This window comes from Modicisalibacter sp. 'Wilcox' (genome assembly GCF_010993675.1).
Taxonomy (GTDB): domain Bacteria; phylum Pseudomonadota; class Gammaproteobacteria; order Pseudomonadales; family Halomonadaceae; genus Modicisalibacter; species Modicisalibacter tunisiensis.
Map to the genome: position 1 here is coordinate 21566 of NZ_WNXF01000008.1, position 15244 is coordinate 36809.

The 15244-nt window shown below is 68.3% G+C and carries 15 protein-coding genes; 8 read left to right on the forward strand and 7 right to left on the reverse strand.

The features are described from left to right. Positions 1 to 68 precede the first annotated feature (68 nt). Positions 69 to 1013, forward strand: a complete 945-nt coding sequence (locus tag G7A98_RS08970; protein WP_163649330.1) for a DnaJ C-terminal domain-containing protein — start codon at positions 69 to 71, stop codon at positions 1011 to 1013. A 2-nt stretch (positions 1014 to 1015) separates the two neighbouring features. Beyond that, positions 1016 to 1309 (forward strand): chaperone modulator CbpM, encoded by a 294-nt coding sequence (locus G7A98_RS08975; RefSeq protein WP_205596247.1) that lies wholly within the window; start codon positions 1016 to 1018, stop codon positions 1307 to 1309. A 28-nt stretch (positions 1310 to 1337) separates the two neighbouring features. Here the strand turns inward: G7A98_RS08975 and nth are convergent, their stop codons facing one another. From nth to G7A98_RS09005, 6 genes are all read right to left on the reverse strand, one after another. Continuing rightward, the gene (gene nth, locus G7A98_RS08980; protein ID WP_163649332.1) at positions 1338 to 1976 is read right to left on the reverse strand and encodes an endonuclease III; all 639 of its coding nucleotides are present in this window, start codon (positions 1974 to 1976) and stop codon (positions 1338 to 1340) included. Then, a complete protein-coding gene (locus G7A98_RS08985; RefSeq protein ID WP_163649333.1) occupies positions 1973 to 2926 on the reverse strand; it encodes an RnfABCDGE type electron transport complex subunit B in 954 nt (317 codons plus the stop codon). Before G7A98_RS08985 ends, nth begins: the two co-directional genes overlap by 4 nt. 7 nt (positions 2927 to 2933) lie before the next feature. Further along, entirely contained in the window at positions 2934 to 4976 is a 2043-nt protein-coding gene (gene metG / locus G7A98_RS08990; protein WP_163649334.1) for a methionine--tRNA ligase, read from the reverse strand. A 102-nt stretch (positions 4977 to 5078) separates the two neighbouring features. Next, a complete protein-coding gene (thiI, locus tag G7A98_RS08995) occupies positions 5079 to 6551 on the reverse strand; it encodes a tRNA uracil 4-sulfurtransferase ThiI (protein ID WP_163649335.1) in 1473 nt (490 codons plus the stop codon). A gap of 95 nt (positions 6552 to 6646) precedes the next feature. Next, complete coding sequence (locus G7A98_RS09000; RefSeq protein ID WP_163649336.1) at positions 6647 to 8224, reverse strand: diguanylate cyclase; 1578 nt, start codon at positions 8222 to 8224, stop codon at positions 6647 to 6649. Between the two features lie 135 nt (positions 8225 to 8359). After that, on the reverse strand, positions 8360 to 8980 hold the full coding sequence (locus tag G7A98_RS09005) for a rhomboid family intramembrane serine protease (RefSeq protein WP_163649337.1): 621 nt from the start codon (positions 8978 to 8980) through the stop codon (positions 8360 to 8362). Positions 8981 to 9137: 157 nt separating this feature from the next. On the opposite strand from G7A98_RS09005, the gene G7A98_RS09010 reads away from it, so the two are divergent. Next, positions 9138 to 9611, forward strand: coding sequence for a TerB family tellurite resistance protein (locus G7A98_RS09010; protein WP_163649338.1), 474 nt, complete (start codon positions 9138 to 9140; stop codon positions 9609 to 9611). A gap of 6 nt (positions 9612 to 9617) precedes the next feature. Here the strand turns inward: G7A98_RS09010 and G7A98_RS09015 are convergent, their stop codons facing one another. Continuing rightward, complete coding sequence (locus G7A98_RS09015; RefSeq protein ID WP_163649339.1) at positions 9618 to 10490, reverse strand: YihY/virulence factor BrkB family protein; 873 nt, start codon at positions 10488 to 10490, stop codon at positions 9618 to 9620. Between the two features lie 180 nt (positions 10491 to 10670). Here G7A98_RS09015 and G7A98_RS09020 point away from each other — a divergent pair, with 180 nt between their 5' ends. From G7A98_RS09020 to apbC, 5 genes are all read left to right on the forward strand, one after another. After that, complete coding sequence (locus G7A98_RS09020; RefSeq protein ID WP_163649340.1) at positions 10671 to 11033, forward strand: HopJ type III effector protein; 363 nt, start codon at positions 10671 to 10673, stop codon at positions 11031 to 11033. Positions 11034 to 11086: 53 nt separating this feature from the next. Further along, entirely contained in the window at positions 11087 to 11500 is a 414-nt protein-coding gene (gene arfB, locus G7A98_RS09025) for an alternative ribosome rescue aminoacyl-tRNA hydrolase ArfB (protein WP_163649341.1), read from the forward strand. A gap of 168 nt (positions 11501 to 11668) precedes the next feature. Beyond that, a complete protein-coding gene (locus tag G7A98_RS09030) occupies positions 11669 to 12892 on the forward strand; it encodes a hypothetical protein (RefSeq protein ID WP_163649342.1) in 1224 nt (407 codons plus the stop codon). 170 nt (positions 12893 to 13062) lie between these two features. Then, positions 13063 to 14250, forward strand: coding sequence for a Xaa-Pro peptidase family protein (locus G7A98_RS09035; RefSeq protein ID WP_163649343.1), 1188 nt, complete (start codon positions 13063 to 13065; stop codon positions 14248 to 14250). A gap of 88 nt (positions 14251 to 14338) precedes the next feature. Then, on the forward strand, positions 14339 to 15157 hold the full coding sequence (apbC, locus tag G7A98_RS09040) for an iron-sulfur cluster carrier protein ApbC (RefSeq protein ID WP_163649459.1): 819 nt from the start codon (positions 14339 to 14341) through the stop codon (positions 15155 to 15157). Positions 15158 to 15244 lie beyond the last annotated feature (87 nt).

Below are 15244 nucleotides of genomic sequence, written 5' to 3' on the forward strand. Positions count from 1 at the left end.
CTCGGCAAGTCGCGCCATGCTGCCTGTCGGGGAGGGCCTTCCGGTCGTCCCGAGGGCAGAGGGCGGCCATGGAATTCAAGGACTACTATCACGTTCTCGGCGTGGAGAAGGACGCCTCCCAGGAGGCGATCAAGCGGGCCTACCGCAAGCTGGCGCGCAAGTATCACCCCGATGTCAGCAAGGAGCCGGATGCCGAGGTCCGGTTCAAGGAACTGGGCGAGGCCTACGAGGTGCTCAAGGATCCGGAAAAGCGGGCCGCCTACGATCAGCTGGGGCGCCAGTGGCAGCCGGGCGAGGAGTTCCGCCCGCCGCCGGACTGGGATGCCGGTTTCGCATTCTCCGGCGGCGGCTTCACCGAACAGGATGCCGCCGGGTTCAGCGACTTCTTCGAGACCCTGTTCGGCCACGGCTTTGCCCCGGGCGGCCGGCGTGGCGGTTTCCATGCTCATGGCGAGGATCGCCACGCCCGGCTCGAGATCGACCTGGAGGACAGCTATCACGGCGCCACCCATGTGATCACCCTGCGCCTGCCCGAGCACGACGCTCACGGGCGGGTCAGCTGGCACGAGCGCAAGCTCAGCGTCACCGTACCCCGGGGCATCGCCCCCGGGCAGCACATCCGCCTGGCGGGGCAGGGCGAGCCGGGGCACGGCCAGGGCAAGGCCGGCGACCTGTACCTGGAAGTGGCATTCCGGCCCCATGTGCTGTATCGCCTGGACGGGCGCGACGTCTATCTCGACCTGCCGGTGGCGCCCTGGGAGGCGGCGCTGGGCGGGCCGGTCACGGTGCCCACGCCCACCGGCAGCGTGGAACTGAAGATTCCCGCCAATGCGCGCAACGGGGCCCGGCTGCGCATTCGTGGGCGTGGTCTGCCCGCGGCGCGCCCGGGCGACTTCCTGGTGGTGCTGAAGATCGTGCAGCCGCCCGTCGACGGCGACGCGGACCGCGACGCCTACCGGGCCCTGGCGGCCCATTTCGCCGATTTCAAGCCGCGTGCCGGGCTGGGAGGATGAGCATGGTCGATCGTTCGCAACCCCTGAGCGGCGTGATTCTCGAGGAGCAGGAGACGCTGACCCTGGCCGATCTCAGCCGCGCCTGCGCGGTGCATGCCGAGGCCATCATCGAGCTGGTCGACGAGGGCATCCTGACGCCCGGCGGGTCCCTGCCGCAGCAGTGGCACTTTTCCGGCCGCCACCTGATCCGGGCGCGTGTGGCGCTGCGCCTGCAGCGGGAACTGGGCGTCAACCTGGCCGGGGCGGCGCTGGCGCTGGAACTGATGGACGAGATCGAGCGGTTGCAAGGGGGCTGAGCGGGGCCCTGTGCCCGTATCCGGCCGCTCAGGCCGGCTCGGTCTTGTCCGGATACTCGCAGAGATCCTCGATCACGCAGCTGCCGCAGCGCGGCTTGCGCGCCACGCAAGTGTAGCGGCCGTGCAGGATCAGCCAGTGGTGGGCGTCCTGGCGGAACTCCGTCGGCACGTGGCGCATCAGTTTCTGCTCGACCTCGACCACGTCCTTGCCACGGGCGAGCCCGGTGCGGTTGGCGACCCGGAAGATATGCGTGTCCACGGCGATGGTCGGCTCGCCGAAGGCGGTGTTGAGAATCACGTTGGCGGTCTTGCGACCGACCCCGGGCAGCGCCTCCAGCGCCGCACGGGTTCGCGGTACCTCGCCGTCGTGCCGGTCGATCAGGAGGCGACAGGTCTTCATCAGGTTCTCGGCCTTGGTGTTGTACAGGCCGATGGTCTTGATGTGCTCCTTCAGGCCGTCGAGGCCCAGGTCGAGAATCGCCTGCGGCGTGTTGGCCACCGGGAACAGCCGGGCACAGGCCTTGTTGACACCCACGTCGGTGGCCTGCGCCGAGAGCAGCACGGCGGTGAGCAGCTCGAACGGCGTCGACCAGTTCAGCTCGGTGGTGGGCTCGGGGTTGTGCTCGCGTAGCCGCGCGAAGATGGCATGGCGTTTCTGGGCGTTCATGCGGTTCCGTTCCTGGCGGTGTCGAGCATGGCCCGGGCCTGTTCGCACTGGGCCCGGGCGCCGGCGATGGCCTCGGCATCGTTCTGGCGTTCGGCGTGGGCGAGCTGGGCGCGGGCGCGACGCAGGGCCTGTTCCGCGGCTCGCACCGCCATGCGCTGACGATGCGGACGAGCATCGGCGGACTGCGGCGCGGAAGCCTGTTCGGCGAGACGGCGATCGAGTGCCGCCAGCTGTTCGCGATGGTCGGCGATGCGCGTTTCCAGTTCGCGGGCCGAGGGCGTGTCGGCCTCGAGCTCGCGGCGTTGGCGCTCCAGGCGCTTGAGTGCCGCGTTCAGGGTCACGCGCTGGGTCTTGAGCCGTCGAGTATCGTCGGCCGTGGTGGTCGCCGGTTCGGCGGGGGTGCTGCGCGCCTGCAATGCGCGGCGTCGGGCCCGGCGGGTCTCGGCCTCGCGGGCCAGGCGTGCCTGGCGGGCCGCATGGCGCTGCCGGCCGAGCGTGGCACGCCGCGCCAGGAAGGCATCCTGCGCGGCCGGCGTGTCGGCGGCCTCCCAGCCCGGGTGGGGCTGGATGTCGATGCAGTCCACCGGGCAGGGCGCCACGCACAGCTCGCAGCCGGTGCACTCGGCCTCGATCACCGTGTGCATGCGCTTGGCCGCGCCGAGGATGGCATCCACCGGGCAGGCCTGAATGCACTTGGTGCAGCCGATGCATTCGTCCTCGCGAATCACCGCCACCTGCGGCGATTCGGCCGGGCGCTCCAGCGGCAATGGCGGCTGCCCGGTGAGTTCGGCCAGCCGCTGCAGGGTCCGCTCGCCGCCGGGCGGGCACTTGTTGATCGCCTCGCCGGCGACGATGGCCTCGGCATAGGGCCGGCAGCCATCATGGCCGCACTTGCCGCACTGGGTCTGCGGCAGGGCGGCGTCGATGACATCGATACGGGCGGCGGTCATGACGGCCTCAGGTGACGCGCAGGCCCGGCTTGGCGCCGCTGTGCGGTTCCAGCAGGTAGATGCCGTCGCCGTCCCCGGCGGCCAGCACCATGCCCTCGGAGACGCCGAAGCGCATCTTGCGCGGCGCCAGGTTGGCGACCATTACCGTCAGGTGGCCTTCCAGGGCCTCGGGCGCGTAGGCCGAGCGGATGCCGGAGAACACGGTGCGGGTCTCGCCGCCCAGATCCAGGGTCAGCTGCAGCAGCTTGTCGGCGCCCTCGACGTACTCCGCCTTGGCGATGCGCGCGATGCGCAGATCGACTTTTGTGAAGTCGTCGAAGGCGATCTCCTCGGCGATCGGGTCATCGGCCAGCGGCCCCTTGGGGGTTTCCTTGAGCTTCTGTTCTTCCACCAGATCCTCCTTGGACGCCTCGATCATGGCGTCGATGCGGTCGCGCTCGACCCGGGTCATCAGCGGCTTGAACTTGGCGATCTCGTGATCGAGCAGCAGTTCCTGCCGGCTGTCCCAGGCCAGGGCGTCGAGCGTCAGGAAGGCGCGGGCGCCTTCGGCCATGGCCGGCAGTACCGGCGCCAGGTAGACCATCAGCTGGCGGAACAGGTTGATGCCCACCGAGCAGATGTCGAGGACCTCCTGCTCGCGGCCTTCCTGCTTGGCCAGCACCCAGGGCTCGGCCTCGGCGATGTAGGTGTTGGCCTCGTCGGCGAGTTCCATCACCTTGCGCATGGCACGGCCGAACTCGCGGGCCTCGAAGTACCCGGCGATCTCGTCGCCGGCGGCCACGAAGCGCTCGACCAGCTCGGGCTCGGTGCAGCGGGCGGAGAGCCGCCCGCCGCCGAGCTTCTTGACGAAGCCGGCGCAGCGGCTGGCGATGTTGACCACCTTGCCGACCAGGTCCGAGTTGACGCGCTGGGCGAAGTCCTCGAGGTTGAGGTCCAGGTCGTCGACGCCGGCGGTGAGCTTGGCGGCGAAGTAGTAGCGCAGGTACTCGGGGTTCAGGTGCTCGGCATAGGTCGCGGCCTTGATGAAGGTGCCGCGGGACTTGGACATCTTGGCGCCGTTGACGGTGACGAAGCCGTGGCAGTTCACCGCGGTCGGCGTGCGCAGTCCGGCACCATGCAGCATGGCCGGCCAGAACAGGGCATGGAAGTAGACGATGTCCTTGCCGATGAAGTGATAGACCTCGGCCTGGGAGTCCGCGCGCCAGTAGGCGTCGAAGTCGAGACCCTCGCGCTCGCAGAGGTTCTTGAAGCTGGCCAGGTAGCCGATCGGCGCGTCGAGCCAGACGTAGAAGTACTTGCCCGGGGCGTCGGGGATCTCGAAGCCGAAGTAGGGCGCGTCGCGGGAGATGTCCCACTCGTTGAAGCCGGACTCGAACCACTCCATCAGCTTGTTGCGGATCTGCGGCTGGACGTGGTCGTCGTTGATCCAGCCCTGCAGGAAGGCCGCGAAGTCGGGCAGCTTGAAGAAGTAGTGGGTCGAGCTTCTCACCTCGGGGGTGGCGCCGGAGATCGCCGATACCGGATCGATCAGCTCGGCCGGGGTGTAGGTGGCGCCGCAGGCCTCGCAGTTGTCGCCGTACTGATCGTCGGCCCGGCACTTGGGGCAGGTGCCCTTGATGAAGCGGTCCGCCAGGAACAGGCCCTTGACCGGGTCGTACATCTGCTCGATGTCGCGGGTGGCGATGTGGCCCTGGTCGCGCAGCCGGGTGTAGATCAGCTCGCTGAAGTAGCGGTTTTCCTCGGAATGCGTCGAGTGGTAGTTGTCGAAGGCCACCCCGAAACGCGCGAAGTCGGCCTGGTGTTCCTGGCTGACGCGATCGATCAGCGCCTGGGAGGTGATGCCCTCCTGCTCGGCGCGCAGCATGATGGCGGTGCCGTGGGCGTCGTCGGCGCAGACATAGTGGCAGTCGTGGCCGCGGCTCTTCTGGAAGCGTACCCAGATATCGGTCTGGATGTACTCCAGCAGGTGGCCCAGATGGATCGACCCGTTGGCATAGGGCAGGGCACTGGTGACCAGGATCTGGCGCTTGGCGTTGGCGGTTGTCGACATGGCGGCTCTAGTGACTGATTCGAAAGGGGATGGCGTCCTTGAACGCGGACAAGGGGGCGATTGTAGCCCGCCTGACGCACGGCTGCATCCGTGGCGGCCGGCTTACTCGGGTCGATAGACGCCGAACCCGGTCAGTCCGCGATCGGCCAGGTGCATGGCCTGCATGCGGCTCATCACGCCCCGGGCGCAATACAGCAGGTAGCGGCGGCCGCCGCGCAGCGCGGGGGCTCGGTCGGCCAGCTCGAAGAAGGGGATCGCCAGCACCTCGCCGTGGGGCAGCACGAGTGGCGCGGCCTCGCGCTCGTCGGGATGACGGATGTCGATCACCGTGGCCTCGGGCAGGGCGGCGAGCGCCTCGCGGGAGTCGACGGTCGGGATGTCGGGCAGGGCGGGCGCGGTGTCGAGCAGGCGGTCCACGGGCGTCAGGGTGGACGCGGCGATGGCGCTGTCGAGCACGGCGTCGTCGAAGGCGGCCTCGGCCTCGGTGATCTGCGCCGGCCGGGGCTTGACGTGCGGGCGCCGGGCGATGGTGCCGCAGTATTCCGGCAGCGCGGCGGCATGCGCCGCCGTGCCGATGTGGCGAGCGTCGCCGATGATCGTCTGCTTGTCGCTGGCGATCAGCGGGCGCAGCACCGGGCGTTCGCTGACGGCATCGATCAGTCCCAGGTTGACCAGGCTCTGGCTGGATACCTGGGCCAGGGCGTCGCCGGTGATCAATGCCGGAATGCGGGCACGGCGGGCGACCCGGTTGGCGGCGCGCAGCATCATGCGCTTGAGCACCACGCCGGCCAGCCCGGCCGGCACCCGGCGCTGGATCTCGTCGACCACACCCTCGAAGGGCACGCTGACGAAGTTGACGCGATGCGAGACGCCGTAGCGCGACCAGACGTGATGCACCACCTCGCGGACCGCGGCTTCATGGGCCGGCCCGCCGAGGCTGAAGAACAGGTAGTGAATCTTGAGGCCGCGGCGCAGCAGGTGCCAGGCGGCCACCGGGGAGTCGTAGCCGCCGGAGATCAGGGCCAGCGCCTGGCCCTGGGTGCCCAGCGGGTAGCCGCCCAGCCCCGGGTGGCGGCGGCTGACCAGGCGCAGGGTGTCGTCGATCAGCTCGAGGCGAACGTCGACCTCGGGGTGCTTCAGGTCCACGCGGGCGTCCTCGGCGGCGGCCAGCAGCTCGCCGCCCAGGTAGCGTTCGAGCGCCTCGGAGGTGAAGGCATGGCGGCCGCGCCGCTTGACGCTGACCCGGAAGCGGCGGCCGGCGATGGCGCTTCGCCAGTACGGCACCACCTGCTCGGCGGCGGCCGCGAAGGTGGTGAAGGCATGCGTCTCCACGGCCTGGACTTCGTGGATGCCGGGAATCCGCGTCAGTCCCTCCTCGAGTTGCGCCAGCGCGGCCGCATCGGCTTCACGACGCGGGCGGACCTCGAGGGCATCCCAGCAGTCGGCGACGCGGACCTCGAGCCTCTGCCGGGCGAAGGCGTTGCGGATGTTGGTGCGCAGGCAGCGGACCATTTCCTGGCGCACCGCGCGGGACTTGATGGTGATTTCCGGAAACAGCTTGATCCGATAGCGCATGGGCGTGGCGGTGATGCGTGAGTGGTCGGTGACGTCGGGGCGGGCAGGGTATCAGGCCTGCCCCGATGGCTCCACTGGCACGGACGGGCGCTCGGTTAGGCCGGCACCGGGCCGGCCGCGATGCGGTTGCGTCCCGCCTTCTTGGCGGTGTAGAGCGCGGCATCGGCCGCGGCCCCCAGGGCTCCGGGGGTCGGGGTATCGAGCCGGGTCGATACGGCCAGGCCGACGCTGATGGTGACCACGTCCCCTTGCGGGGCGGTACCGTGCTCGATGCCCAGCGCCTCGACGGCGGCGCGAACCGTCTCGGCCTGTTCTCGAGCGGCGGCCGGGCCCGTGTCGGGCATCAGGACCGAGAATTCCTCGCCGCCGGTACGGGCCAGCAGGTAGCCGGGAGCGGCCAGGCTGGCCTGCATGGCCTGGGCGACCCGCTTGAGGCAGACATCGCCGGCGGGATGGCCGTAGTGATCGTTGTAGGCCTTGAAGTGGTCGATGTCGATCATCAGCATGGCGACCGGCCGAGCCTCGTGGCGGGCTTCGTCGAGTGCCCGGGCCAGGCGCCGGTCGAACAGCCGTCGGTTGGCCAGCCCGGTCAACGGGTCATGCTGCGAGAGCTGGACCAGCGAGTGCGTGCGGCGACGCTGAAAGGCCAGCAGGTGGTTGAAGGCCTGGGCGAGCCGGCCGATCTCGTCCTGACGACGAGTCAGGGGGGCCGGCACCCGGGTGTCCTCCTCGAAGCGTACCCGGTCGGTGAGTCGCGCCAGCTGGCGCAATGGCCGCAGCACGATCATCTCGAGCAGCAACAGCACCACCAGCACCACGAGCACGACCAGCGCCAGGGTCCAGTAGAGGGCGAAGCGGAAGGTGCCGAGGGATGTCTGGAAGGCGTCCCGGGGCAGGGTGGCCTGCAGCTGGATGGCATGTCCGGCCGGCGAGGCGGCGAGGCGGCGGGTGGCGAGCATGTCATCGTCACTCCGTCGCACCAGCAGCGGCGGGTCGGCATCCGCGGCGTCACTGGCCGGCGTCGCCGTGAAGGCGATCCCCGTGCTGGCTTTCAGGCGAACGAGCCAGGTGGCGTTCATGCCGCGCGCCATGGCCAGCCAGCCTGCCGGCGGCCCGCTGCCGTCGCTCTTCAGCACCGGCCAGGCGCTGACCATGCTCAGCGTGGGCCAGGCATGCAGCCAGGTATGGCGGGTGTGGGCGCGCTCCCGGGCGACATGGCGCTGCATCGAGGCAACCAGCGGCGCGGCCCAGCGGCAGGCGCCGGTGGGTGCCGTGCAGATCGTGTAGTCGCCGGTGTCGGGGTCGATCCCGGCCACGCGGTACGGCCGGTAGGCAGTGTCCAGGAACACGACCAGGCGCAGGTTGGCATCGTCGAAGAGCTGCCCGTTGGTCAGGTTGCTGCTGGGGTAGTCGGGATAGCGCCCGCGCAGGAAGGCGTAGCTGTCGTCCCAGACCGCCCAGTCCTTGTTGAGCAGGCTCAGGTGGCCCAGTTCATTGTCGATGGCCCTTTGTATCCGGTCCAGCTCCTGGCTGGCATAGAGGCGCTCGTCCTTGAGCAGGGCCGGCAGGACCAGCAGCTTCGCGATCAGGGCCAGGGCCGCCAGGGCCATGAGCAGGGTGGTGCCCAGGGCCAGGAAGAAGCGATAGCGCAACGAGGCGAGAAAACGAGGCATGGCATTCTTGATGTTGTGGCGACGGAAAGAGCGTGGGCGAGATCGTGTAGGAGATCGCTTACACGCCTTGGCGAGCTATCGGCCAGGCCCACAGAATATTTAGCACTTTCCTGGCCGGTCGATGATTGCTGACGTTCAGCTGCCCAGTTGCTGCAGGAATCGCCCCCATGCCGTGGGGTCGATGAGCAGGGTGATCACGATGCCGCCCAGGGCGCCGCCCAGGTGAGCCTCGTGGGCCAGGCCGCCCTGCCGGCCTGGCTGGCGCTGGCGCATGGCGTACATCGACAGCGCCACGAAGCCGATCGCGAACAGCAGGGCGGGTATCGGAATGGCGAAGAACAGGTACAGCGGCTGGAACGGCGCGTACAGGCAGAAGGCGAAGACCAGCCCGGTAATCGCGCCGGAGGCGCCCACCGCCATGTAGTGCGGGTTGGCGCGCTGGAGCAGCAGCGTCAGCCCCTGCGCGGCGGCGTCGGCGCCGAGGTAGAGGATCAGATAGCGCAGCGGGCCCAGGTAGCGCTCCAGAACGGGCCCGAAGAAATACAGCGTGAGCATGTTGATCAGCAGGTGCGCCCCGTTGGCGTGCAGGAAGCCGGCCGTGAGCAGGCGGTAGTATTCGTGGTGATGCAGGATGCGCGTCGGGCGCAGGGCCAGGGCGACCAGCCAGGCCGGCCGGCGCTGCAGGACGTAGAGGCTGAAGACCACGTTGATCAGCAGCAGCGACAACGTGACGGGCGTTTGCATCAGATCGGTCATGCCGGGCCTCGAGGCAGGGGCTGGGATATCAGCGTCCGACGATACCGCAACGGCGACGCGCTTGCCGAACCCGGGGCCGGTTGCCGTGCAACCTCTCGCCGGGATGCGGGTCATAAATCACAGACGTGACGACTCATCTGCCACCCGGAGGCCCATCATGCTCGAGGCGATTCAACAGTTCTTCCAGCGTGCCCTGGCCGTGCCCGAGGGGAGCGATTCGCGCCGCCATCGGCTGACGCTGGAGCTGGCCACGGCGGCCCTGCTGTGCGAGATCGTGCGGGCCGACCATCACGACGACGTCAGCGAGCTCGAGGCCCTGCACGGCATGCTCAAGGCACGTTTCGCCCTGACCGACGAGGCGGTCGACGAGCTGATGACGCTGGCCCGTGCCGAGGCCGAGCAGGCCGTGGATCACTTTCAGTTCGTGCATCTGGTCAACGCGCACTACGGCTACGCGGACAAGGTCGAGCTGGTCGAGCTGATGTGGCGGCTGGCCTATGCCGATGCGTCGCTGGACGCGCACGAGGAGCACCGCATCCGCAAGCTCGCCGACCTGCTGTTCGTGCGCCACAGCGACTTCATCCACGCCAAGGTGAGGGTGCAGCGGGAGCAGGGCATCACCGTACTCTAGGCCGACTCAGGGGGACTGGTACCAGTGCCGCCCGGCCCGGGCGCTGCGTTCCAGCTCGGCGATCACCTGGGCGCCCAGCAGCAGGATGATGGCACCGATCTCCAGGCCCAGCAGCACCACGATCAGGGTGGCCAGCGAGCCGTAGACGGCATTGACATAGGAGAGGTTGGCGAAGTAATAGCCCAGCCCCAGGCGCACCAGCTCCCAGAGCAGGGCCGCGACGAAGCCGCCGATCAGTGCGCGCTGCATGGCGATGCGCACCACCGGCATGACCTTGTAGATGGCACTGAACAGGCCGAACATGCCGACGAAGCTCAGCAGGTTCAGCGTCACCTTGGCGAACAGCGCCGCCGGCAGCTCCACGTCCAGCAGCAGCACCAGCAGCTGATTGACGGCATCACCCATGGCGACCAGCAGGGTCAGCGCCAGCAGGCCGGCGCCCAGTACCAGCATGAAGGCGTAGGGCAGCAGCGCCGAGACCCAGAAGCGCCGCTTGCGCGGGTTGTCGGGCTGGTGAAAGATCAGGGCGATCGAGTCCTCGAGCATGCGGAAGGCGAACGAGCTGAAGAACAGCAGCACCAGGGTGCCGACCAGGCCGACCACATCCCGGGAATCCACCAGGGTGCGCACCGAGTCGAGGATCACGTCGGCGTGGGTGGGGGCCAGATGCTGAGCCTGGATGGCGATGATGCCCAGCAGCCGCTGTTCGCTGACCACATGGGTCAGCAGCACGCACAGCAGGGCGAACAGCGGAATCGTCGAGAGCAGCACGTTGTAGCCGACGCCCCCGGCGAGCAGGATGCCGCGATTGGCGAAGAAGGCCTTCAGGACCCGGGTCGAGAAGTGCCAGAGGCGAGGGATGAGGACCAGAGGTGGCATGGCGGCTCCGGCAGGCGGTCGTCGTTAGGGCGTCGGCGTGTCGCGTGCCGACAGTATCCGTCATAGCCTGTACCTTCACCAAGCCCCGTCCCGGCGGCTGCGGCCCCGTCCGGATGCGGTGGTGAGCGTCGCCGGGCTTGCGTAGAGTAGTGGGGTTCACGTTACTGACCGGATTGCGCCATGACCCTGGACGACTTCCTCGACACCCTTCGCCATCGGCCCGAGCGGCTGGCCTTCCGCGATACGCTGGCGGTGATCGACCGCTACTACCAGGTCACGCCGGTGGGGTTCCGCAATGGCGCGGTGCGCAATCGCCCCGGCGAGAATGCCGGCTCCTGCCGGGTGCTGGCCTTCGCGCGACGTCATGGTCTCGATGTCGAGCAGACCCTGCACTGCTTCGGCGAGGTCTACCGCGATGAGGTGCTGGGCGACCCGCAGGGCAGCGGCCATCGCAATATCCGCGAGTTCCGGCGCGTCGGCTGGGCCGGCGTCGTCTTCGAGGGCGAGCCGCTGCTGCCGCGCGACGTGCCGGCCGAGGGCTGACCGGCGCCTTCGCCGGTCTTCTCCCGACATCCATCATCCATGAGGCCTGCAACATGCTGTACATTTCGCGGCAGGTCAGCCTGCCCGACGACGAGATCGATCTGCAGGCGGTCCGCGCCCAGGGGGCGGGCGGCCAGAACGTCAACAAGGTGGCCTCGGCGGTGCATCTGCGCTTCGATATTGCCGCCTCGTCGCTGCCGGACAGTTACAAGGAGCGTCTGCTGGCGCTGCGCGATCGGCGAATCACCCGTGACGGGGTGCTGATCATCAAGGGCCAGCGCTTCCGCACCCAGGAGCAGAACCGCGAGGATGTCCGGCAGCGGCTGCAGGCACTGATTCGCAGCGTCGCCCAGCCTGCCAAGAAGCGCGTTCCCACCAGGCCCACCCGTGCCTCGCGTCGACGCCGGCTCGACGCCAAGGCCCGCAAGGGGCAGCGCAAGGCGCTGCGCGGCAAGGTCGACCACTGAGTTTTTCGGGCTAGACAAAAAGTCGCAAACAATATTCAACTCATTGATTTGAAGTGGTTTTCACTATGAATCCGTGGTCTGGCGGGACGCCGGTGATGGATTTCGTCTTGCTCGGCGGGCGGCATCGGGTCATGGTGGTGGGCCCGTTTCGATCGTCAGGAGACAGCCATGGCAGAACCCTCTTCGAATCAGCCGGACCAGTCGCCCCGCAGCCCGTTCAAGGACGTCCGGGTCCAGGTGATCACCGCCGTCGCGGTCGTCGCGGTGATCATTGCCGTCTACGTCGCCTCCAGTGCCAGTTCCCAGCAGGCAAGCTGGGAAGAAAAGCGCAGCGAGCTGCAGACGCGTATCGATCAGTTGACGCAGGACAAGCAGGCACTGGAGCAGCGCAACGCTGACTTCGAGAAGGCCTACGACAGCGTCGAGCAGGCCCAGCAGGCCCGCGACGATCTGCAGACGCAGAACAATCAGGCGCAGTCGCAGCTCGATGCCCTGCAGTCGCAGATCAATGATGCCAAGCAGCAGCTGAGCGAGCGTCAGGACCAGCTCGACACCCGCAATCAGCAGATCCAGACGCTTCAGGCGCGCATCGAGCAGACCCAGGCCAAGCGCGAGGATCTCGACGGCCAGGTCAAGTCCGCCCAGCAGACCCTCGACCAGGCACACGGCGAACTCAAGCAGGTTCAGGAAAAGACCGCGGAAGTCCAGGGGCAGCACACGACCCTGCAGAAGAAGGTCGAGTCGAGCCAGGAGCGGCTGAAGCAGCTGGACAAGCAGGTCTCCTCGCGTGAATCGGAGCTGGCCGAACTCCAGGGCCAGACGGCCCAGGCCAAGAAAAACCTGGACCAGGCGCGTGAGGCGGTGGCCCAGGCCCGCCAGCGTCACGAGACGCTGACCAAGCAGGTGCAGACTGCCGAGCAGCGCCTGGCGGACGTGACCGATCAGCTGCAGACTCGTACCCAGCGGCTTGCCGCGCTCAAGGCGCACCTGACGCAGGTGCAGCAGGAGCTGTCGGCCATCGCCGGGATGCAGGAGACCCTCAAGAAGCTGGGGGCCAGCGTCGAGACGAACGCCCAGACCGGCAACGGAACGGCTGCTGCCGATGCGTCCAGTGCGTCGGGCGAGCAGCAGGCCGGCAAGGCAGCGAAGGCGGATGACGCCGCTGCCTCTGCGGACCAGTCGGCTCCGGACCAGAGCAGCAAGGCGGACAGGGCCGATGCGTCGGAGAAGACCGACAAGGCGTCGAACAAGGCCGATGAGCCGCAACAGGCCGATGAGCCGAAAAAGGCTGGTGAGCCGAGCAAGGCTTCCGGCGGTAGCGATGCCACCTCGGAGTCGGCCTCTGGCAAGGAGTCGGCCTCCAACACTCGCGAGCCCACCACCACTGCCTGATCGGGCATTAACCGGGGCCGCAGGGCCTCCCTGAAAGGCCGGGGCATGTCCCCGGCCTTCTTGCGTCCGGAGGTGGCCAGCGCGAGGCCCTTTCGAGGTTGGCGAGACAGGCGGCGGGATGACTAGAGTGAAGACGCCAATGCCACTATCGCCGCAATGGGGTCATATCGATGGATCATTCGACGTATCGCCGCCAGCTCGAGCCGCTGGCCGGCAGCGAGTGCGTGTTTCCCGAAACGGAGTTCGAGCATCGCCGGCGCGCCGTCCGCGAGGCGATGCAGGCATCGGCGCTGGAGGCCGTGCTGCTGACCGCGCCGGCGGACATCTTCTACCTGACGGGCTACAGCACCTTCGAGGTCTCCGTGCATGCGGCGCTGCTGGTGACGCCGGAGCGGCTGACGCTGCAGGTGCCGTCGATCGAGGTGGGCCCGGCCGTGACCACGACCCGCGTCGATGACATCTGCAGTTATCGCTGGGAGAACCTCGACGAGGTGATCGAGCCGCTGGTCGAGCGCCTGGCGGGCGTGGCGCGCCTGGGTGTCGATCCCTGGCAGGGTGGCCTGCGCCAGGGCGTGACGACGGAACTGGCAAGACGCTTGCCGGGTATGGCGCTGGTCGATGCCGGCTCGCTGCTGGCCGGGGTGAAGATCGTCAAGTCCGCGCTCGAGCTCGACTGTCTCGCCGCCAGTGCCCGGATCACCGGGGCCGGGATCGCGGCAGCTGCCGATGCAGTGGCGGCCGGGGCGACCGACAGCGACATCGCCGCGGCGGGGGCACAGGCCCTGCACGAGGCCGGCAGCGAGTTCATGAGCATGCAGCCGATCGTGGTCGGCGGAGTGAGCAGCAGCGTCGGCCATCTGAATCATCGCCGCCGTCCCATCGCCGCCGACGAGCCGGTGTTCATGGAGTTCGGCTCGGCGTGGAACCGCTATACCGCCCCCATGATGCGCACCGTGGTCGCCGGGCGGCCCAGCGCGCGCATGCAGGAAGTCTTCGATACCTGTCGACGCCTCCATGACACCCTGCTGTCGGTGATGCGCCCGGGGCGTACCTTCGACAGCGCCGCGCGGGCGGCGGAGCAGGTCCTGGCGCCGCTGAGCGAGGCCGCCTACTTTTCCGGGGTCTTCGGCTACACCGTCGGCGGGCAGTTTCCGCCGTCGTGGGTCGAGGGCTCGGGGTTTATCGCGCGTGGACAGCAGCAGGAATTCGCGCCCGACATGGTCTTCCACCTGCCGCTGTGCCTGCGCCTGCCCGGTCAGTGGGGCATCGGCTGCAGCGACACGGTACGCATCACGGCGGAGGGCGCCGAGCCGTTGACCGCCAATCCCTGGTCGCTGACGGTCGAGTCGCCGGCGTGAATGGTTGAGCACCGTGCTTGGTTATGCCCCGCGGTCGCGGGTTATACTGGCGTCACACGACGCCCCGTGAAGGGCGTCGGGCAAACCAATCAAGGAGTCAACCGTGATCGAGGGAGTCAAGCACATCGTCGCCGTAGCCTCCGGCAAGGGCGGGGTCGGCAAGTCCACGGTGACTGCCAACCTGGCGCTGGCCATGGCGGCCGAAGGCTACCGTGTGGGCCTGCTGGATGCCGATATCTACGGTCCCAGCCAGGCGCAGATGCTGGGGATCGCACCGGGCACACGCCCCGAGGTGGTCGGTGAAAACAGTTTCAGGCCGATCATGGCCCACGGCATTCAGGCCATGTCGATGGCGCTGATGGTGGATATCTCCGAGCCGATGGTCTGGCGCGGTCCCATGGTCGCCGGTGCCTTCCAGCAGCTGCTCAACCAGACCGTATGGGATGATGTCGACTACCTGTTCATCGACATGCCGCCGGGCACCGGCGACATCCAGCTGACACTGGCCCAGAAGGTGCCGGTGGACGGGGCGGTGATCGTCACCACGCCCCAGGACATCGCGCTGCTCGACGCGCGCAAGGGCATCGAGATGTTCCGCAAGGTCAACGTGCCGGTGCTCGGCGTGGTGGAGAACATGAGCCTGCATGTCTGTTCGAACTGCGGTCACAGCGAGCCGATCTTCGGTACCGGCGGCGGCGAGCGCATCGCCGAGCAGTACGAGACCCGGCTGCTCGGGCAGCTGCCGCTGACACTGGGTATCCGCGAACAGGCCGACGGCGGTCGTCCGACCGTGGTGGCCGAGCCCGACAGCGAGGTGACCGCCACCTTCCGCCGGGTGGCGACGGCGGTGGTCGAGGGAATCGCCGGCCAGGCCGAGGAAGGGCCGAGCATTTCCTTCGGCGACTGAGACGCCGTGGCTTTCGCCACATCGACGGGGCCGTTATGATAACGGCCCCGTTTTTTCGCCCGGGCTTCGATGAGTGAGGCCGCGGCG